Source organism: Pseudomonas sp. Z1-29 (genome assembly GCF_051131995.1).
Taxonomy (GTDB): domain Bacteria; phylum Pseudomonadota; class Gammaproteobacteria; order Pseudomonadales; family Pseudomonadaceae; genus Aquipseudomonas.
On sequence record NZ_CP071645.1, the window covers coordinates 1,189,088 to 1,208,178 of the forward strand.

Consider the following 19,091-nt stretch of genomic DNA (forward strand, 5'->3'; position numbering starts at 1 on the left):
ATTAAGGAATACACGTGAGCAAGTCTCTGCAAGCCATTCGTGGCATGAACGACATCCTGCCCGAGCAGACGCCCCTGTGGCGCTATTTCGAGGGCACCGTCGCGCGCCTGCTGGATAACTACGGTTACCGGCAGATCCGCATGCCCATCGTCGAGTTCACCGAGCTGTTCAAGCGCTCCATCGGTGAAGTGACCGACATCGTCGAAAAAGAGATGTACACCTTCGACGACCGCAACGGCGATTCCCTGACCCTGCGCCCCGAAGGCACGGCAGCATGCGTGCGTGCAGTGCTTGAGCACGGCATCACCGGCGGCGGCCAGGTGCAGAAACTCTGGTACATCGGCCCGATGTTCCGCCACGAGCGTCCGCAGAAAGGTCGTTATCGCCAGTTTCACCAGATCGGCCTCGAAGTATTCAACCTGGAAGGTCCGGACATCGATGCCGAGCTGATTGTGATGACCTGGCGCCTGTGGGGCGAGCTGGGCCTGCGCGATGCGGTCAAGCTTGAGCTCAACAGCCTGGGCACCAGCGAATCCCGTGGCCGCTACCGCGAGGCGTTGGTGGAGTTTCTGTCCGCCCATGTCGACAAGCTCGACGAAGACAGCCAGCGCCGCCTGAAGTCCAACCCGCTGCGCGTGCTTGATACCAAGCACCCGGAGACCCAGGCGATCCTGGTGGACGCGCCGAAAATGGCCGACTACCTCGACGACGAATCCCGCGCGCATTTCGAAGGGCTGAAGGCACGTCTGGACGCCGTCGGCATCCCTTACGTGATCAACCCCAAGTTGGTCCGTGGCCTGGATTACTACAGCAAGACCGTCTTCGAATGGGTCACCGACAAGCTCGGCGCCCAAGGCACCGTGTGCGCCGGTGGCCGCTACGACGGGCTGGTGGAGCAGATGGGCGGCAAGCCGACCCCGGGCGTGGGTTTTGCCATGGGGATCGAGCGCCTGGTGCTGATGCTTGAAGCATTGGACAAGGTGCCGGAAGAACTGGCCCGCCAGGTCGATGTGTACCTCTGCGCCTTTGGCGAGGCCGCCGAACTGGCCGCCCTGGCCCTGAGCGAGCGAGTGCGCGATCAGTTGCCCAACCTGCGTCTGCAGATCAACGCCGGCGCCGGCAGCTTCAAGAGCCAATTCAAGAAGGCCGACAAGAGCGGTGCACTGTACGCACTGATTCTTGGTGACGACGAACTGGCCCAACAAGTGGTAGGTTTCAAACCCCTGCGTGGCCAGGGCGAACAACAAAGTATTGCCTGGGATGCGCTTGCTGCACACCTGGCCACCTGCGTCGTGCAGGGTTGAAGCTGTCAAACAGCCGATTTAGCGATTAAGGAGTATTGGGGTGTCGAGTACCGAAGATGAACAGCTGGCGGATTTGAAGGACTGGTGGACGCGCAACGGCAAGCCGCTGGTCACTGGCGGCCTGTTGGCGCTGGTCATCGTGTTCGGCTGGCAGGCCTACCAGAAATACCAGAGCAACCAGTCGCAAGGTGCCTCGGTGCTTTACCAGCAACTGCTGGAAACCACCCTGACCCCCGACGGCAAGCCTGACGCGGCGCGCGTGGCGGACCTGGCCGGCAAGCTCAACAAAGAGTTCGGCGGCACCGCCTACGCCCAGTACGGCAGCCTGTTCGTGGCCAAGGTCGCGGTCGACAGCGGCAAGCTGGACGACGCGGTCACCGAGCTGAAAGCCATCGTCGACAAACCGGCCAACCCGACCCTGGGCGAAGTCGCGCGTCAGCGCCTGGCGCAGGTGCTGGCGGCACAGAACAAGGCCGAAGACGCGCTGAAGCTGCTCGACGGCGACGCCGACAAGGCGTTCCTGGCGACCCGCGAAGAACTCAAGGGCGACCTGCTGGTACAGCTGGGCCGTGCCAATGAGGCCCATGCGGCCTACCAAAAAGCCAAGGCTGCGCTGTCGGATGAAGCCGCAGTCGGTGGCCTGCAAATCAAGCTGGACGACCTGGCCAAAGGGGATGCGTGACGTGATCCGTTGGAAACATGCAGCATTGCTGGCCCTGGCCATTCTGGCCGCGGGTTGCAGCAGCAACAGCAAGAAAGAACTGCCTCCGGCCGAACTGACCGATTTCAAAGAAGAAGTCGTGCTGCAGAAGCAATGGAGCCGCTCCATCGGTGACGGCCAGGGTGAAACCTACAACATGCTGGTGCCGGCCATCGACGGCGACACCCTCTATGCCGGCGACGTGACTGGCGTCGTCATGGCCATGGATCGCATGAGCGGCGACGTCAAATGGGAAAAGGATCTTGAGCTGCCTGTGTCCGGCGCCGTTGGCGTGGGTTACGGGCTGGTCATGATCGGCACGCTCAAGGGCGAGATCGTCGCCCTGGACGCGAGCAGCGGTGAAGAGAGATGGCGCGCCCGCGTGACCAGCGAAGTTCTCGCGCCGCCCGCCACCAACGGTGACGTGGTGGTGGTGCAGACCCAGGACGACCGCCTGATTGGCCTGGATGCCGCCACCGGCAACCAGCGCTGGTTGTACGACAGCACTCCGGCGGTACTGACCCTGCGTGGCACCAGTGCGCCGATCGTCACCAACCGCCTCGCGGTGGCTGGCTTGTCGACCGGTAAAGTCGTGGCCCTGGATATTTCCAACGGCGTACCGGTCTGGGAACAGCGCGTAGCGATCCCGCAAGGTCGTTCGGAGCTGGAGCGTGTGGTCGACATCGACGGCGGCCTGCTGCTGTCCGGCGGTACGCTGTACGTCGCCAGTTATCAGGGCCGCGTTGCGGCGCTGGACCTGGAAAGCGGTCGTCCGTTGTGGCAGCGCGATGCGTCGAGCTACGCCGGTGTCGCCCAAGGTTTCGGCAGTGTCTACGTGAGCCTGTCCTCGGGCACCGTCGAAGGCGTTGACGAGCGTTCCACCACCGCATTATGGAGCAACGACTCCCTGGCCCGTCGCCAACTGTCGGCCCCGGAAGTGTTCTCCAGCTACGTTGCAGTGGGTGACCTGGAAGGTTACCTGCACCTGCTCAGCCAGGTTGACGGTCGTTTCGTCGGTCGCGAGCGCATCGACAGCGACGGCCTGCGTGCCCGTCCGCTGGTGGTGGGAAACATGATCTATGTGTATGGCAACAGCGGCAAACTGGAAGCCCTGACCATCAAGTAAGACTATGCTTGGGTTAATTCCCAAGCGGCTTCACCTTTGTAGGAGCGAGCCTGCTCGCGAATGCGCTGGTCCAGCGGCCTGTATGTCGACTGACCCACTGCTTTCGCGAGCAGGCTCGCTCCCACAAGGTGGCCCCCGAGCACCAGCCGCTGCCTCGCAGCGGCTTTTGTATTTTCTGAAATAACGAAGTGGAGAGCCGCATGGTTCCCGTAATCGCCCTGGTGGGCCGACCGAACGTCGGCAAGTCCACCTTGTTCAACCGCCTGACCAGGACTCGCGACGCTATCGTCGGCGACTTGTCCGGTCTGACCCGTGATCGCCAATACGGTGAGGCCAAGTGGCAAGGGCGTACCTATATTCTGGTCGACACCGGTGGCATCTCCGGTGATGAACACGGCATGGACGAAAAAATGGCCGAGCAGTCGCTGCTCGCCATCGAAGAAGCCGATGTGGTGCTGTTCCTGGTAGACGCCAAGGCCGGTTTTACCGCCGCCGACCAGATGATCGCCGAGCATTTGCGCAAACGTAACAAGCGTTCCTACGTCGTTGCCAACAAGGTCGACAACATCGACCCGGACATGGCTCGCGCCGAGTTCGCACCTTTGGGCATGGGCCAGGCGATTCCGATCGCCGGTGCCCACGGTCGCGGCATCACCCAGATGCTTGAAATCGCCCTGGCTGATTTCCCCAAGGACGATGAAGACGAGCCGGAAGAGGGCGAGGAAGAAGTCGTTGCCGAGGGCGAGGAAGCCAAGCGCATTCCGGGCCCGAGCGAAAAGGACGGCATCAAGATCGCTATTATCGGCCGCCCGAACGTCGGCAAGTCGACGCTGGTCAACCGCATGCTCGGTGAAGACCGGGTCATCGTCTACGACCAGCCCGGCACCACCCGTGACAGCATCTACATTCCCTTCGAGCGTAACGAAGAGAAGTACACGCTGATCGACACGGCCGGTGTGCGCAAGCGCGGCAAGATCCACGAGGAAGTCGAAAAATTCTCCGTGGTCAAAACGCTGCAGGCGATCAAAGACGCCAACGTGGTGATCTTCGTGATGGACGCCCGCGAAGGCGTGGTCGATCACGACTTGAACCTGCTGGGCTTCGCCCTGGAAGCCGGTCGTGCACTGGTCATCGCGATCAACAAGTGGGACGGCATGACGCCGAGCGAGCGCGATTACGTCAAGGTCGAACTGCAGCGTCGGCTGTTCTTCGTCGACTTTGCCGACATCCACTTCATCTCGGCCCTGCACGGTACCGGCGTGGGCAACCTCTACGCCTCGGTGCAGAACTCGTTCAAGTCGGCGGTTACCCGCTGGCCGACCAACCGCCTGACCCAGATCCTCGAAGACGCGGTCGGCGAGCATGCGCCACCGATGGTCAACAACCGCCGGATCAAGCTGCGCTACGCCCACTTGGGCGGTGCCAACCCACCGATCATCGTGATCCACGGTAACCAGATCGAGAAGGTGCCCAAGTCCTACGTTCGTTATCTGGAAAACACTTACCGTCGCGTCCTGAAGCTGGTCGGCACGCCGATCCGCATCGAGTTCAAGGGCGGCGAGAACCCGTACGAAGGCAACAAGAACACGCTCACCGACCGCCAGGTCAACAAGAAGCGCCGCTTGATGTCGCACCACAAGAAGGCCGACAAGAAGCGCCGCGACAAGCGCTGATCCTGGCTGCTCAGGACCGCTTTTGTGGCGAGGGAGCTTGCTCCCGCTGGGCTGCGCAGCAGCCCCCTGCGTTTTGTCTGATGCACCGCTGTGGTGGATACATCTTGGGGCTGCTTCGCAACCCAGCGGGAGCAAGCTCCCTCGCCACGGTGTTCGGCAACAATTGAAGAGGGTGCCCACGGGGCACCCTTTTTCATGCCCGGCGATTGGGCTATCCTCGACCTCTCCCGCGCCGCGCCAGAGCCGGGTGCAGACCCAGGGAACCCTCGATGATCACCAGCAAGTTGCCGAATGTCGGCATCACCATTTTTACCCAGATGTCCCAGCTTGCCGCGCAGACCGGTGCGCTGAACCTGTCCCAGGGCTTTCCCGATTTCGATGGCCCGCAGGCCCTGCGCGATGCAGTGGGCCGGCATATCGCCCAAGGCCACAATCAATATTCGCCGATGACCGGCCTGCCAGCCCTGCGCCAGCAGATCGCGGCAAAGATCGCCCGCAGCTATGGCGCCAGCGTCGACGCCGATCAGGAAGTCACCGTGACCCCCGGCGCGACCCAGGCGATTTTTTGCGCCATCGCGGCGGTGGTACACAGCGGCGACGAAGTGATCGTCTTCGACCCAGCGTACGACAGCTACGAACCTGCCGTGCAACTGGCCGGCGGGCGTTGCGTACATGTGCAACTGGGCCTGGATGATTTTGCCATCGACTTCCAGAAGCTTGGCGAAGCCCTGAGTCCGCGCACGCGAATGATCATCCTCAACACGCCGCACAACCCCAGCGGCGCATTGATCAGCCGCGCCGAGCTGGACCAGTTGGCGGCGTTGATTCGCGATCGCGACATCTACCTGATCAGCGATGAGGTTTATGAGCACCTGGTATTCGACGACGTGCCCCATGTCAGCGTCCTTGCCCACGAAGAGCTTTATCGCCGTGCCTTCGTCGTCAGTTCGTTCGGCAAGACCTACCACGTCACGGGCTGGAAAACCGGCTACGTCGTCGCGCCAGCGGCCCTGACGGCGGAGCTGCGCAAGGTGCACCAGTACGTCAGTTTCTGCGGGGTGACACCGTTGCAATACGCGTTGGCCGACTACATGGCCGAGCATCCGGAGCATGTCGATGAACTGCCGGATTTCTATCAGGCCAAGCGCGACCTGTTCTGCGATCTGCTGGCGCCGTCGCGCTTCACTTTCCAGCGTGTCGCCGGCACGTATTTCCAGTTGGTGGATTATTCGCAGATCCGCCCGGACCTCAATGACGTCGACATGGCGCTCTGGATGACCCGCGAACACGGCGTGGCGACCATTCCGATCTCGGTGTTCTACCAGAACCCGCCGCAGGGCCAGCGCCTGGTGCGCCTGTGTTTTGCCAAACGCGAGGAGACGCTGCGCGAAGCGGCGGGAAAACTATGCGTGATCTGAGCGCGTTGCCCAATCTGAACATTGCCTTGATCCAGACTACGCTGGCCTGGCATGACCGCGGGGCCAACCTGGAACATTTTGACGCGCTGCTCGAACAGGCGCGCGGGGCGGACCTGATCATCCTGCCGGAAATGTTCACCACCGGTTTTTCCATGGAGTCCGAGGCCCTGGCCGAGCCGGAGAACGGCCCCGCCAGCCAGTGGCTCAAGGCCCAGGCGGCAAAGCTGGACGCCGTGATCACCGGCAGCGTGATCATCCAGGCCGCCGACGGCAGCCATCGCAATCGCTTGCTGTGGGCGCGTCCGGATGGCGAGGTGCTGCATTACGACAAGCGTCATCTGTTTCGCATGGCCGGCGAGCACAACCATTACACACCGGGTGACCAGCAGGTGTTGTTCGAGCTCAAGGGCTGGCGGATTCGGCCGCTGATCTGCTACGACCTGCGCTTCCCGGCTTGGAGTCGCGATGCCGAGGACACCGACCTGTTGCTATACACCGCCAACTGGCCGGGCGCCCGGCGTCAGCACTGGAACCGGCTGCTGCCGGCACGGGCCATCGAAAATCTCTGCTATGTGGCGGCGGTGAACCGGATCGGCACCGACGGCAAGGGCTTCGCTTATACCGGAGACAGTCAGGTGCTGGACTTTCAGGGCGAGACGCTGCTCAGTGCCGGCGACGCCGACGGCGTGTTCACGGTGTGCCTGAGCGCGGCGGACCTGGCGGCGTATCGCACACGCTTTCCGGCGAACCTGGACGCTGATCGCTTCGAATTCATCTATTGAAACGATTCAGCCCTCAAGGAATGGTATTGCACGCCGATAACAGGTCAGCCAAGGAGGAGTCCCCATGACCAGTATCAGCGCAACGACCGTAAACCCTTATCCGCTGTCGGCCCCCAAAGTCTCCATCAGGGGCGCCGAGGAAGAGAAAGCCGTCAGTCCGGTGGTATCGCCTGACACCGGCGAAGAGAAGGACAAGGACAAGGGACTGAAAGTCGACACCAGCGGCGCAAATATCGCCGGTGTTGGCGGCAGCAACGGCAGCAATATCATCGAGCAGCTGAAGAAGCAGATCGAGCGGACCGAAAAGTTGCTGGCCGACCAGCAGGCCCAATTGGCCCGCGTGCAGAAAAGCCGAGCCAATGAGGAGCAGAAAGCCCAGCAGGCCATGGCGATCCAGACCCAGATCATGGGGACCCAGGCGACTTTGCAGACTTTGCAGGCCGCGCTGCTGCAGGCGATGACGGTTTCGATCGATACCCATGCCTGAGTTTGGTGTTGTCTGACGGACCGCTTTCGCGAGCAGGCTCGCTCCCACAATGGTCGGCGTGATGCACATGTTGTGGGAGCGAGCCTGCTCGCGAAGAGGCCGGAACAGCCAACCCAAAACCAAGCCAAACAAAAGGCCCCGAGGTTCACACCCCGGGGCCTTCTTGTTTTCAGCAACCGATTAGGCCGCCTTGGCTTCCGGCTGGCTCAGCGAGCGGTTCAGCGCGCTGAACAGCGCCTTGAAGCTCGCCGTGGTGATGTTTTCATCGATGCCCACGCCATGCACCGCACGTTCGCCGTTGACGCGCAGTTCGATGTACGCCGCAGCCTTGGCGTTGGTGCCGGCGCCGATGGCGTGTTCGTTGTAGTCCATGATTTCCACCGGAATCGGCAGCCCGGCCACCAGCGCTTCCAGCGCGCCGTTGCCTCGGCCACGCCAGTGCAGGTTGGTCTCGCCCTGGCCCTTGCTGGCGACTTCCACTTCCACGGCGCTGTTGCCGTTCTCTTCCTGCAGGCGATGGCTGACCAGCGCGTACGGAGTGTTGGCTTGCAGATATTCGCGCTGAAGCAGGGCGTGGATCTGCTGGGCAGTCATTTCCAGGCCCAGGCGATCGGTTTCACGCTGTACCACCTGGCTGAACTCGATCTGCATGCGGCGCGGCAGGCTGATGCCGTATTCCTGCTCCAGGAGGTAGGCGATGCCGCCCTTGCCCGACTGGCTGTTCACGCGGATCACCGCTTCGTAGCTGCGGCCGATGTCGGCCGGGTCGATCGGCAGGTACGGTACTTCCCACAGGGTATCCGGTTTCTGCTGGGCGAAGCCCTTGCGGATTGCGTCCTGGTGCGAGCCGGAGAACGCGGTGTGGACCAGGTCGCCGACATACGGGTGACGTGGGTGGACCGGGATCTGGTTGCATTCCTCGACGACCTTGCGCACGCCGTCGATGTCGGAGAAGTCCAGCTCAGGGTCGATGCCCTGGGTGTAGAGGTTCAGCGCCACGGTCACCAGGTCGACGTTGCCGGTGCGCTCGCCGTTGCCGAACAGGCAGCCTTCGACACGGTCGGCGCCGGCCATCAGGCCCAGCTCGGTGGCGGCCACGCCGGTGCCACGGTCGTTGTGGGTGTGCAGGCTGATGAGCACGCTGTCACGCCGGGTGATGTTGCGGTGGAACCACTCGATCTGGTCGGCGTAGATGTTCGGAGTGGCGACTTCGACGGTGGCCGGCAGGTTGAGGATCACCTTGCGCTCAGGCGTCGGGTTCCACACTTCGATCACCGCATCGCAGACTTCCTTGGCGAACTCCAGCTCGGTCGCGCTGAAGGTTTCTGGCGAGTACTCGAACTGCCATTGGGTTTCCGGCTGCTGGGCGGCGTATTTGACGAACAGCTTGGCCGCGTTCACGGCGATTTCCTTCACGCCTTCCTTGTCCTGGTTGAACACGATGCGGCGGAACGACGGGCAGGTGGCGTTATACAGGTGGACGATGGCTTTCTTCGCGCCACGCAGGGACTCGAAGGTGCGAGCGATCAGGTCTTCACGGGCCTGGGTCAGCACCTGGATGGTGGTGTCGTCCGGGATGTGGCCTTCTTCGATGAGGGTGCGCACAAAGTCGAAGTCAGTCTGCGAAGCGGCCGGGAACGATGCTTCGATTTCCTTCACGCCCACTGCAACGAGGGTTTTCCAGAAGCGCAGCTTCTTGGCCGCATCCATCGGCTCGATCAGCGACTGGTTGCCGTCACGCAGGTCGGAACTGCACCAGATCGGCGCGGCGGTGATGGTCTTCGACGGCCAGGTGCGATCCGGCAGGTTGATGGTCGGGAAGGCGCGGTACTTCGAAGACGGGTCTTTGAGCATGCTCATGGGGAAATCCTTATTGTCGTGGCCGGAAAGAGGCGGCCTGCCGGTGGTTCGAACGGGTTGGCTTCACGCCTGGACGAGGTGCCGCGATTCAGCCCGGCAGTCGTGCGCTGACGAGGCACAGGCTGCGGTGCTGGCGAAGCTGAATGAGGGTGTGAGAGGTTTTCATGCCCTCAACCCTAACCGCGTGGCCGGGGGGTTGCAAGCAGTCGGGAAAAATTGGGAGAAGTTCTGTTTTTGGGTGGGTTTGCGAGATTTTATCGCTGGTTTCTCGATTAAATATTATGGAAATTGCGTTGATGTTTTGAGCTTGGCAATTTCTGAGGTGGGGGCGATACGACTTCCGTCTCGCGAGCAGGCTCGCTCCCACATCAGGTCCGTAGCGCGACGCGGATCCCTGTGGGAGCGAGCCTGCTCGCGAAGAGGCCAGTAGCGCACCGCAATTACTCAGGGCTGAAACGCCCCGATAAAGATCGCCGGATCCACCCGCGCATCATTCAGGCTGATGTTCCAGTGCATGTGCGGCCCGGTCGCGCGGCCGGTGGCGCCAACCTTGCCGACCACGGTGTCGCGCGCCAGTTGCTGGCCGACCTTCACGTCGATCTTCGACATGTGGCAGAACATGCTGATGAAGCCTTGGCCATGGTCGACGAACACGGTGTTGCCATTGAAAAAGTAGTTGCCGGTGAGGATCACCTTGCCGGCGGCCGGGGTCTTGATCGGCGTGCCGGCGGGCACGGCGAAGTCCAGGCCGGAATGAGGGTTGCGCTCTTCGCCGTTGAAAAAGCGGCGCACCCCGAACTTGCTCGACAGCGGGCCGTTCACCGGTTTGTCCAGCAGCAGGTTGCTGGGGATGTTGGGGCTGAAGCTGCGGTAGGCCTTCAACTGCACCGCAAGCTCGCCCTCGATGCGCTTCAGATCCGCCGGGTCCGGATTGACCTGGCGCTTGTTTTTCAGGGTGATGTGCTGCTCGGGGTATTTCTTGTAGCCAACCACGAAGGGCTGGGTGGCGCCGCCACTGCTGATCTGCTGGGTGCCGGGTTGGACGGTCAGCGGAATGCCGACAATTGCCAGCCAGTTCTGCTGTTCCTTGACCACCAGCACCGGTTTGCCCTGGTACGTGGCTTTCGGCGCCTGGGCCGCGCTGCCCAGATCCACCACGGCCACGCCGCCGGGCACCGGCTTGTTCAGCAGGCGAGTGATGTAGCTGTCAGCCTGGGCGTTGGCGACGAGGCACAGCAAGAGCAGCGGAGCGAGAAATCGCGGCATGAATCAATCCAGTAGAGAAAGGGTGACCGGTGTCAGGTGATTGTCTTCGACCCGCACCAGCAGTTCCCCTTCGCCGAGCCTGGCGGTCAGGCGCTGGCCGGTGCGGGTTTGTCCGGCGTTGCGGATCGCATGGCCGCGTTCGTCGAGCAGGATGCTGTAGCCACGGCCAAGGGTCGCCAGTGGGCTGACGATGTGCAGCGTCTGCATCTGGTTGTGCAACTGTACGCGGCGGGTTTTCAGGCCTTCGCGCATGGCTCGGGGCAGGCGTTCGGCGAGGCTGTCGAGGCGATGGCGCAACATGGCCAGCTGACGGCCCGGATGTTGCCCGGCCAGGCGGGTTTCCAGGCGAATCAGGCGTTCGCGGCGAGTGTTGAGGCTGCGTTCGAAGGCCCGGCGCATGCGCATGTCCAGGTCGTCGAGGCGCTGGGCTTGCTGGCGCAGCCGTTCGCCGGGATGGCGCAGGCGGCGGGTGAGGCCTTCGAGGCGCAACTGGTCGCGCATCAGGCGGTCGCGCATGCGCATCACCAGGCGCCGGTGCAGGCTTTCGACCCGGCGCACCAGGTCGCCGGCGTCCGGTGCGAGCAGTTCGGCGGCGGCGGACGGAGTCGGGGCGCGCACATCGGCGACGAAATCGCTGATGGAGACGTCGGTCTCATGGCCTACCGCGCTGACAATGGGCGTGACGCAGGCGTCTACCGCACGAGCCACGGCTTCTTCGTTGAAGCACCACAAGTCTTCCAGCGAACCGCCGCCCCGGGCCAGGATCAGCGCATCGAAGCCTCGGGCATCGGCCAGTTTCAGCGCGCGGACGATCTGTGCGGTGGCTTCACGGCCCTGCACGGCGGTCGGAATCAGCGTCAGGGAAATCTGCGGCGCGCGGCGACGGAACACGCTGATGATGTCGCGGATCACCGCGCCGGTGGGCGAACTGATGATGCCGATGCGTTGCGGATGGGCCGGCAGCGGTACCTTGCGCTCGGCACTGAAAAGGCCTTCGGCGCTGAGCTTTTCCTTCAGGGCGTCGAACGCCAGGCGCAGGGCACCATCGCCGGCCGGCTCCACGGTGTCGAGGATCAGTTGATAGTCGCCACGGCCCTCGAACAGCGAGACCTTGCCGCGTACCTTCACCGCCAGCCCGTCTTTCAATGCCTGGCGCACCCGAGCGGCGTTCTGTCGGAACAGCGCGCAACGCACCTGGGCGCCGCTGTCCTTGAGCGTGAAATACACGTGGCCGGAGGCGGGGCGGGCGAGGTTGGAAATCTCGCCCTCGACCCAGATGTTGCTGAACACGTCTTCGAGCAACACCCGCGCACGGCCGTTGAGCTGGCTGACAGTCAGGACCTCGCGGTCCAGGCCCAGTCGGGCAAAGGGATCTTTAATCATGGGCGGCATGATAAGGGGATTCGCTTGCGAATCTCCATGTATGTAGAAATTTCCTCCTGCGTACCTCCAGTCAAGCGGAGTCGCCTGCTTCGAGCGAGCCCGTTTCCACCGCTTATGTGTTGCGCCGCCCGTCGCCTGCGCGGAATTCACCGCGCCTGCTTCCAGTCGATTTCAAGAGACAAATATCCCCGCGAAAGGAGGCCATCCATGCGTATCCATCACCTGAACTGCGGATGCATGTGCCCGGTAGGCGGGGCGCTATTCGATGGTTACAGCCGGGGGCTGACGGCGTGCCTGGTGTGTCATTGCCTGCTGGTTGAAACCGACACCAACGGCCTGGTCCTGGTGGACACCGGCTTTGGCCAGCGAGATGTGCAGACACCGCAACGGCTGAGCCGATTCTTTCGAGTGTTCAACAACATCCAGTTCGAGCATCGCCTCACGGCTTTGGAGCAGGTGCGGCGCTTGGGTTTCGAGGCCAACGATGTACGGCACATCCTGCTGACGCACCTGGATTTCGATCACGCCGGCGGGCTCCAGGATTTTCCCCAGGCCCGGGTGCATGTAATGCGCGACGAGATGGCGACGGCCCGCAGCGCCGACACCTGGATAAGTCGACGACGGTTCCAGGCGCGGCAGTGGCAGGGCGTCGATAGCTGGGAGTTCTATGCCCCCGAAGGCGATACCTGGTTCGGCTTCGATTCGGTGCGCGCACTGATCGGCGCCGAGGAAGAGGACATTTTCCTGGTGCCGCTTCAGGGACACACCGCCGGACATGCCGGGATCGCGCTGCGCACTCCGGACGGTTGGCTGCTGCACGCCGGTGATGCCTATTTTTTCCATGACGAGGTCCATCAACCCGAGCGCCATTGCCCACCGGGGCTGAGGTTCTACCAATACATGATGGACACCTACCGTTCGGCACGGATGCGCAACCAGGATCGCCTTCGCGAGTTGGCGCAAGTCCAGAACGGGCACGTCGAGATTTTCTGCAGTCACGATGCCAGGGAATGGGAGCGGGCCGTAAACCAGGCGCACACGGTGCGGGTGGATTCCACCGCCATGTCGCCGGCCGCCGGCAGACAATCTTCCTGAGCCGCCCAGGCGAAAAAACAGCTTTCCCTTTTGCCCACGTCTCGTGGGCTTTTTTTTTTGTCGGCAGTGCCGTTCGTCACCGTTTCCGGATGTTTCTCTCAACTTAGCCGGAGGGGGCAATTCTAAAAATCGTGTACCCAACAACACTGCTAAAGGAGAAGGCCATGCCTGCTTCTCATGATCTCTATCAAGATTTGAATTGCAGCAAAGAGACGGTCCAACAGCGTCGCCAGCAAGACCCGGAACTTGCTCGGCTGCTGGACGAATACACGGACGTGGATAACCAGGTCCTGGCCGCCGAATCGATATCGGCGGGCAACGTCGAGGATGATGACATCCGCAGACTCAAGGAACAGCGTCTGTCGATAAAAGACAAGATCGCTCAGCAACTGACAGCCACTCAATAAGCGAAGCGTAGACATGCGAACTCGACTGCCTTGGCATTTATCAAGGTTGTTGCTGGTCGGCGGGATGCTGTTGCTCGGCGGTTGCGACATGGTGTTGTTCAATCCCAAGGGACAGGTCGGCGTTGACCAACGCAACTTGATCATTCTCTCGACGCTGTTGATGTTGCTGGTGGTGGTGCCGGTCATCGTCATGGCGTTGGTCTTTTCCGTGAAGTACCGCGCCTCCAACACCAAGGCCAAGTACACGCCGGAGTGGGCCCATTCACGCAAGATCGAAACGGTGGTCTGGGGCGTCCCGTTGGTGATCATCATCATTCTCGGCGTGGTTACCTGGAAGTCGACCCATGCGCTGGATCCGTACCGACCGCTGGATTCGGACGTCAAGCCGCTGGTGGTGCAGGTCATCGCGACCGACTGGAAATGGCTGTTCATCTATCCGGAGCTGGGCATTGCCTCGGTCAACGAACTGGCCATGCCACTGGACACACCGGTGAATTTTCGCGTGACCTCGGACGGCGCCATGACCTCGTTTTTCATTCCGGCGCTGGGCGGGCAGATCTATGCCATGGCCGGCATGCAGACCCAACTGCACCTGATCGCCAACGAGGCCGGGGAGTACCGGGGCATCGCCGCCAACTACAACGGCCCGGGTTTCTCCGACATGCATTTCCGGACCCTCGCCACCGATGCGGCGGGCTTCGACAAGTGGGTCGCCGACGTGCGGGCGGGGCAAGGACGGTTGGACAAGGACAGTTATGCCCGACTTGCCAAGCCGACGTTCAAGCACCCGGTTGAACATTACGCATCGGTCCAGCCGGACTTGTTCCAGAGCATCATCGACAAATACGAAGGCATGAATCGTTCCCGTGAAGTCGAGCATCGCATGCACGACATGCAGGGCAGCATCGGGTCTCCCGTCGGGACTCAAAGATCAGCGCAGGAGTAGGACATGTTTGGAAAACTGACGCTTGAGGCGATCCCGACGGATGAGCCGATCATCATGTGGACGCTGGCGGTGGTGGGACTGGTCGTCTTGGCCGGCATGGGTGCCATCACCTACTACCGCAAATGGACCTATCTGTGGAAAGAGTGGTTTACCTCGGTGGACCACAAACGCATCGGCGTGATGTACATCGTCGTGGCGCTGGTGATGCTGCTGCGCGGTTTCTCCGACGCGATCATGATGCGCACGCAACAGGCCATGGCGTCCGACGGCTCGCCCGGTTACCTGCCGCCGGAACACTACGACCAGATATTCACTGCCCACGGCGTGATCATGATTTTTTTCATGGCGATGCCGCTGGTGGTGGGCTTGATGAACATCGTCGTGCCGTTGCAGATTGGCGCCCGGGACGTGGCGTTCCCGTTCCTCAACGCGTTGAGTTTCTGGCTGTTCGTGGCCGGCGCGATGCTGGTGAATGTTTCCCTGGCGGTCGGCGAGTTTGCGCGCACCGGTTGGGTCGCCTATCCGCCGTTATCCGGGTTGTCCTATAGCCCCGGGGTCGGGGTGGACTACTACATATGGTCATTGCAGATATCCGGCGTCGGGACGTTGCTCACCGGGGTAAATTTCTTCGTCACCATCCTGAAAATGCGTACGCCGGGCATGACCCTCTTCCGCATGCCGGTGTTTACCTGGACGGTACTGTGCACGGCTGTGCTGATCCTGGCGTCATTCCCGATCCTCACCGCGACGCTGTTCATGCTCAGCCTCGACCGCTATCTGGACATGCACTTTTTCACCAACGAGCTGGGCGGCAACCCGATGATGTACGTCAACCTCATCTGGGCCTGGGGCCATCCGGAGGTGTACATCCTGATCCTGCCGGCGTTCGGTATTTTCTCCGAGGTAGCTTCCACATTCAGCCGCAAGCGCCTGTTCGGTTATCACTCGCTGGTGTGGGCGACGATTGTCATCACCATCCTGTCCTTCATCGTCTGGGTGCACCACTTCTTCACCATGGGTTCGGGGGCGAGCGTCAACGCGTTCTTCGGCATCATGACCATGATCATCGCCGTGCCCACCGGGGTGAAGATATTCACCTGGCTGTTCACTATGTATCGGGGGCGCGTGCGCTTCGAAACGCCGATGCTGTGGACCGTCGGCTTCATCGTCACTTTCAGCATCGGCGGCATGACCGGGGTGCTGCTGGCGGTGCCCGGGGCGGATTTCCTGCTGCACAACAGCCTGTTTCTGATCGCGCACTTTCATAACGTGATCATCGGCGGCGCCGTGTTCGGCTACCTGTGTGGACTGACTTACTGGTTCCCCAAGGCGTTCGGCTTCAAGCTTCACGATCGCCTGGGCCGGGCGGCGTTCTGGTGCTGGATCATCGGCTTCTACTTCGCCTTCATGCCGTCCTACTTCCTTGGCTTCATGGGCATGACCCGGCGCCTCAACCATTTCGACGTACCCGAATGGCGGCCCTGGCTGGAGCTGGAGTTGCTTGGCGTCGGCATCATCCTTTGCGGCGTGGTCTGCCAGATCCTGCAGTTCTATTTCAGCATTCGCCAGCGTCACCAGAACCGTGACCTGACAGGCGACCCGTGGGACGGTCGTACCCTGGAATGGTCCACCGCCTCGCCGCCGCCGTTCTACAACTTCGCCCAACAACCGGTGGTGGAGGGCATCGACGCCTACTGGGGCATGAAGGAGCGCGGCCAGAAGACCGCCGTCGAAGCCGACTTCCAAGCCATCCACATGCCGCGCAACACCGCGATGGGCCTGGTCATCAGCCTGTTCAGCCTGATCATGTGCTTCGCCCTGGTCTGGCATATCTGGTGGCTGGCCATCGTCGGGCTGGTCGCGACGATCGGTGGGGTGATCTGGCGCAGCGTCGATGACGACATCGATTACTACGTGCCTGCCGAAGAGGTAGCACGCATCGAAAACCAACGTATCAAGGCACTGGCGGAGGCTTGATCCATGTCCAATCTCGTTCAGCCACACGCCACCGCGCCGGAATCCGAACACGGTCACTCGGACGCAAGCTCCATGACCCTGTTCGGGTTCTGGATCTACCTGATGACCGACTGCATTCTGTTCGCGACGTTATTCGCGACCTATGCGGTACTCGGTCAGAGCGTCGCCGGCGGGCCCGGCGCCGCCGATATCTTCGAATTGCCCTACGTCCTCACGGAAACTTTCATCCTGCTGTTCAGCAGCATCACCTACGGCTTCGCCATGCTCGCGCTGAGCGCCGGGAACAAGCAGAAGGTATTGGCCTGGCTCGGCCTGACCTTCGTCCTCGGGTTGGCGTTCATCGGCATGGAAATCCATGAGTTCCAGAAACTCATCGCCGAAGGCTACGGCCCCAACCGCAGCGCCTTTCTCACCGGCTTCTTCACGCTGGTGGGCACTCACGGCCTGCACGTCGCCACGGGGCTGCTGTGGATGGCCGTGCTGATGTTCCAGGTGCAACGCAATGGCCTGACCACCGTCAACGCCACCCGCCTGGGCTGCCTGAGCCTGTTCTGGCACTTCCTCGACGTGGTCTGGATCTGTGTGTTTACCGTGGTCTATCTGTTTGGAGTGATGTAAATGAGCAGTCATCAGAGCAGCGTCGATGCCAGCCACGGCAGCGCAAAATCCTACCTCACCGGGTTCGTTCTGTCGGTCATCCTCACCGTTATCCCGTTCGCCCTGGTGATGTATCCCACATTGCCCAAGCCCTTGACGGCCGGGATCGTGGCGATTTTTGCGGTGATCCAGATCGTTGTGCACCTGATCTATTTCCTTCACCTGAACTTCTCACCGCAACAACGCTGGAACCTGACGGCCCTGGTGTTCTCGACCGTGGTGATTGCGCTGTTGGTGGGGCTGTCGCTGTGGATCATGTACAGCGTGCATCACAACATGTTGGCGCATTGAGCGCAGGGGGCATCTGGCACGCGGGCGCCTGCGGCAAGCCATGTGGTCGCGATGGCGCACTACGGTAGTAGTGGATATGCCGCAATAAATCTGGCTAAAGTCGCCGGTGCTCTCAACAAGGACGTGCCGGATGGATCTTTTCTCGTGGTTGGGTGAATGGGCTTTCGCCCCCACGCAATGGCTGGTGATCGGGCTGGCCATTACCCTGGCCTACATCGTGTTCGGCATCGCCGGGTTCGGCACGGCGCTGGTGGCCGCGCCGATCCTGCTGCTGTACATGCCACTGGCGAAAATCATCCCGCTGCTGGTGCTGCTGGATTTTGTCGCGGCATTCGGCAACTTGTTGCCATCGCGTCGGGACGTCGCCCGGCCCGAGTTGCTGCGATTGTTGCCATGCATGGCGGTGGGTTGCACCCTCGGGGTGATTTTCCTGCTCAACCTCAAATCCGACCTGTTGCTGTTGTTGATGGGCCTGTTCATCAGCGCCTATGCGATCTACAGCCTGTGGATAAAGACCCGGCCGACGCAACTGTCGGCGCTGTGGGCGCTGCCGATGGGCACGGTCGGCGGAATGTTCGGCGCGCTGTTTGGCAGCGGCGGCTTTTTATATGCCATTTATTTGAATAGCCGGTTATCCAAGGAGGCGGCCCGGGCGACCCAGAGTGCGCTGATCAGTTGCAGCACGGTGGTGCGCTTGAGTCTGTTCATCGTCGCCGGGGTGTATGCCGAGCTACCCTTGCTGGTACTGGCGCTGTGTTTGTTGCCGGCCATGGCGCTAGGGCTGTGGGTTGGGCGCCGCTTGACCATGAAGATGTCGCGAGAGGCGTTTGTACGACTGGTCACCTGGCTGGTGCTCGCCAGCGGCCTGGCATTGATCGGGCGCTATCTGAGTGCTTGACCTGGCCGGGCCAGGGATTAAGCTGCCGGCCTTTTATAAGACCCGCCAGGGAAACAGCCAGGCCTCGCCATGAATTCGCAAAGCATCATCGTCCCGAAAATTTCCACCTTGCCGGTTCACGAGCCCCGGGCTCGGGCGATCGTGCGCTGGCTGGTGCGCAAGAACATCGTCGAAGAGCAATTGACCACTTGCGGTCGCACTGGCAATCGCATGGCCCACGCCATCGCCCCCGGCGCCCGCCAGGTGGTCCTGCATCCCGACGCGTTGCCGTTCGGCGAGCCGGTCAACGGCCTGGAGATCATCACCAAGCGCTGCATCTACACGCCGGCCAAGGGCTTTCTTGAAGAGGCCGGCTGCGCCGAGTGCCGCAAGGAAATTGGCGAAGCGCTGTTCGAAAGCCTGGAGGAGTGGATGCCGGGTCGCACCGACAACTTCACCTGCCCTGAGTGCGGGCATGAGGATGACATCAACGGGTTCCTGTTCCTGCAACCCTGCGCCTTCTCCAACCTGGGTTTCATCTTCAACAACTGGCTGGAGGCGGGGTTCAGGCAGGAGTTCATCGATGAGTTCGCCGATTGGCTGGACCAGCCGGTGAGTTGGGTGAGGGTGGAGTTGTAAGGGCACTGATGAGCCAATGTGGGAGCGAGCTTGCTCGCGATGGCGGGGTGCCATTCACTTATATGTTGCTGACACACCGCTATCGCGAGCAAGCTCGCTCCCACAGGGAATGTGTTGATGATCAGGCCGTGTTTCAGCCCCTCAATCACCCCGCCAATAATAGACAGAGTTTTACATTGAGCCAGACGGGGTCCATGAGTATA

General features: G+C 61.7%; 18 protein-coding genes. 15 read left to right on the forward strand and 3 right to left on the reverse strand.

The features are described 5' to 3' along the window. Positions 1–14 precede the first annotated feature (14 nt). The 7 genes from hisS to J3P84_RS05590 all read left to right on the forward strand — a co-directional run bounded on the left by hisS (position 15) and on the right by J3P84_RS05590 (position 7,490). Positions 15–1,304 carry a histidine--tRNA ligase gene (gene hisS, locus J3P84_RS05560; RefSeq protein ID WP_434628548.1) on the forward strand — a complete coding sequence of 430 codons (1,290 nt, stop codon included), beginning with the start codon at positions 15–17 and terminating at the stop codon, positions 1,302–1,304. Positions 1,305–1,344: 40 nt separating this feature from the next. After that, positions 1,345–1,986 carry a YfgM family protein gene (locus J3P84_RS05565; RefSeq protein ID WP_434571975.1) on the forward strand — a complete coding sequence of 214 codons (642 nt, stop codon included), beginning with the start codon at positions 1,345–1,347 and terminating at the stop codon, positions 1,984–1,986. Then, complete coding sequence (gene bamB / locus J3P84_RS05570; protein WP_434571977.1) at positions 1,979–3,130, forward strand: outer membrane protein assembly factor BamB; 1,152 nt, start codon at positions 1,979–1,981, stop codon at positions 3,128–3,130. The genes J3P84_RS05565 and bamB overlap by 8 nt, the downstream gene beginning before the upstream one ends. A 200-nt stretch (positions 3,131–3,330) precedes the next feature. Further along, positions 3,331–4,803 carry a ribosome biogenesis GTPase Der gene (gene der, locus J3P84_RS05575; protein ID WP_434571979.1) on the forward strand — a complete coding sequence of 491 codons (1,473 nt, stop codon included), beginning with the start codon at positions 3,331–3,333 and terminating at the stop codon, positions 4,801–4,803. 269 nt (positions 4,804–5,072) lie between these two features. Then, a complete protein-coding gene (locus tag J3P84_RS05580) occupies positions 5,073–6,221 on the forward strand; it encodes a pyridoxal phosphate-dependent aminotransferase (RefSeq protein WP_434628553.1) in 1,149 nt (382 codons plus the stop codon). Beyond that, on the forward strand, positions 6,209–7,003 hold the full coding sequence (locus J3P84_RS05585) for an amidohydrolase (RefSeq protein ID WP_434628556.1): 795 nt from the start codon (positions 6,209–6,211) through the stop codon (positions 7,001–7,003). Before J3P84_RS05580 ends, J3P84_RS05585 begins: the two co-directional genes overlap by 13 nt. 64 nt (positions 7,004–7,067) lie before the next feature. Further along, the gene (locus J3P84_RS05590; protein WP_434628559.1) at positions 7,068–7,490 is read left to right on the forward strand and encodes a hypothetical protein; all 423 of its coding nucleotides are present in this window, start codon (positions 7,068–7,070) and stop codon (positions 7,488–7,490) included. A 180-nt stretch (positions 7,491–7,670) separates the two neighbouring features. Here the strand turns inward: J3P84_RS05590 and leuA are convergent, their stop codons facing one another. The 3 genes from leuA to xseA form a co-directional block, all read right to left on the reverse strand. Then, positions 7,671–9,350 (reverse strand): 2-isopropylmalate synthase, encoded by a 1,680-nt coding sequence (gene leuA / locus J3P84_RS05595; protein ID WP_305499003.1) that lies wholly within the window; start codon positions 9,348–9,350, stop codon positions 7,671–7,673. A gap of 444 nt (positions 9,351–9,794) precedes the next feature. Next, on the reverse strand, positions 9,795–10,616 hold the full coding sequence (locus tag J3P84_RS05600; protein ID WP_434628562.1) for a peptidoglycan DD-metalloendopeptidase family protein: 822 nt from the start codon (positions 10,614–10,616) through the stop codon (positions 9,795–9,797). Between the two features lie 3 nt (positions 10,617–10,619). Further along, entirely contained in the window at positions 10,620–11,999 is a 1,380-nt protein-coding gene (xseA, locus tag J3P84_RS05605; RefSeq protein WP_434601769.1) for an exodeoxyribonuclease VII large subunit, read from the reverse strand. Between the two features lie 207 nt (positions 12,000–12,206). Here xseA and J3P84_RS05610 point away from each other — a divergent pair, with 207 nt between their 5' ends. From J3P84_RS05610 to J3P84_RS05645, 8 genes are all read left to right on the forward strand, one after another. Further along, entirely contained in the window at positions 12,207–13,094 is an 888-nt protein-coding gene (locus tag J3P84_RS05610; protein WP_434628565.1) for an MBL fold metallo-hydrolase, read from the forward strand. A 164-nt stretch (positions 13,095–13,258) separates the two neighbouring features. Then, complete coding sequence (locus J3P84_RS05615; protein ID WP_434601768.1) at positions 13,259–13,501, forward strand: YdcH family protein; 243 nt, start codon at positions 13,259–13,261, stop codon at positions 13,499–13,501. A 13-nt stretch (positions 13,502–13,514) separates the two neighbouring features. Continuing rightward, entirely contained in the window at positions 13,515–14,447 is a 933-nt protein-coding gene (gene cyoA / locus J3P84_RS05620) for a ubiquinol oxidase subunit II (RefSeq protein WP_434628568.1), read from the forward strand. A 3-nt stretch (positions 14,448–14,450) separates the two neighbouring features. Further along, on the forward strand, positions 14,451–16,424 hold the full coding sequence (gene cyoB, locus J3P84_RS05625; protein ID WP_434628571.1) for a cytochrome o ubiquinol oxidase subunit I: 1,974 nt from the start codon (positions 14,451–14,453) through the stop codon (positions 16,422–16,424). A gap of 3 nt (positions 16,425–16,427) precedes the next feature. Then, entirely contained in the window at positions 16,428–17,042 is a 615-nt protein-coding gene (gene cyoC / locus J3P84_RS05630) for a cytochrome o ubiquinol oxidase subunit III (RefSeq protein WP_434571996.1), read from the forward strand. Continuing rightward, complete coding sequence (gene cyoD, locus J3P84_RS05635) at positions 17,043–17,372, forward strand: cytochrome o ubiquinol oxidase subunit IV (RefSeq protein WP_434628574.1); 330 nt, start codon at positions 17,043–17,045, stop codon at positions 17,370–17,372. A gap of 130 nt (positions 17,373–17,502) precedes the next feature. Continuing rightward, positions 17,503–18,270: a sulfite exporter TauE/SafE family protein gene (locus tag J3P84_RS05640; RefSeq protein ID WP_434628577.1), complete on the forward strand. Its 768-nt coding sequence runs from the start codon at positions 17,503–17,505 to the stop codon at positions 18,268–18,270. Between the two features lie 69 nt (positions 18,271–18,339). Further along, positions 18,340–18,888 carry a sugar ABC transporter ATPase gene (locus J3P84_RS05645; protein ID WP_305499014.1) on the forward strand — a complete coding sequence of 183 codons (549 nt, stop codon included), beginning with the start codon at positions 18,340–18,342 and terminating at the stop codon, positions 18,886–18,888. Positions 18,889–19,091: the final 203 nt, after the last annotated feature.

Coding starts and splice junctions, on each gene's coding strand:
- bamB (WP_434571977.1), top strand. CDS start 1,979: ATGCGTGACGTGATCCGTTGGAAACATGCAGCATTGCTGGCCCTGGCC.
- der (WP_434571979.1), top strand. CDS start 3,331: ATGGTTCCCGTAATCGCCCTGGTGGGCCGACCGAACGTCGGCAAGTCC.
- J3P84_RS05580 (WP_434628553.1), top strand. CDS start 5,073: ATGATCACCAGCAAGTTGCCGAATGTCGGCATCACCATTTTTACCCAG.
- J3P84_RS05585 (WP_434628556.1), top strand. CDS start 6,209: ATGCGTGATCTGAGCGCGTTGCCCAATCTGAACATTGCCTTGATCCAG.
- J3P84_RS05590 (WP_434628559.1), top strand. CDS start 7,068: ATGACCAGTATCAGCGCAACGACCGTAAACCCTTATCCGCTGTCGGCC.
- leuA (WP_305499003.1), bottom strand. CDS start 9,350: ATGAGCATGCTCAAAGACCCGTCTTCGAAGTACCGCGCCTTCCCGACC.
- J3P84_RS05600 (WP_434628562.1), bottom strand. CDS start 10,616: ATGCCGCGATTTCTCGCTCCGCTGCTCTTGCTGTGCCTCGTCGCCAAC.
- xseA (WP_434601769.1), bottom strand. CDS start 11,999: ATGATTAAAGATCCCTTTGCCCGACTGGGCCTGGACCGCGAGGTCCTG.
- J3P84_RS05610 (WP_434628565.1), top strand. CDS start 12,207: ATGCGTATCCATCACCTGAACTGCGGATGCATGTGCCCGGTAGGCGGG.
- J3P84_RS05615 (WP_434601768.1), top strand. CDS start 13,259: ATGCCTGCTTCTCATGATCTCTATCAAGATTTGAATTGCAGCAAAGAG.
- cyoA (WP_434628568.1), top strand. CDS start 13,515: ATGCGAACTCGACTGCCTTGGCATTTATCAAGGTTGTTGCTGGTCGGC.
- cyoB (WP_434628571.1), top strand. CDS start 14,451: ATGTTTGGAAAACTGACGCTTGAGGCGATCCCGACGGATGAGCCGATC.
- cyoC (WP_434571996.1), top strand. CDS start 16,428: ATGTCCAATCTCGTTCAGCCACACGCCACCGCGCCGGAATCCGAACAC.
- cyoD (WP_434628574.1), top strand. CDS start 17,043: ATGAGCAGTCATCAGAGCAGCGTCGATGCCAGCCACGGCAGCGCAAAA.
- J3P84_RS05640 (WP_434628577.1), top strand. CDS start 17,503: ATGGATCTTTTCTCGTGGTTGGGTGAATGGGCTTTCGCCCCCACGCAA.
- J3P84_RS05645 (WP_305499014.1), top strand. CDS start 18,340: ATGAATTCGCAAAGCATCATCGTCCCGAAAATTTCCACCTTGCCGGTT.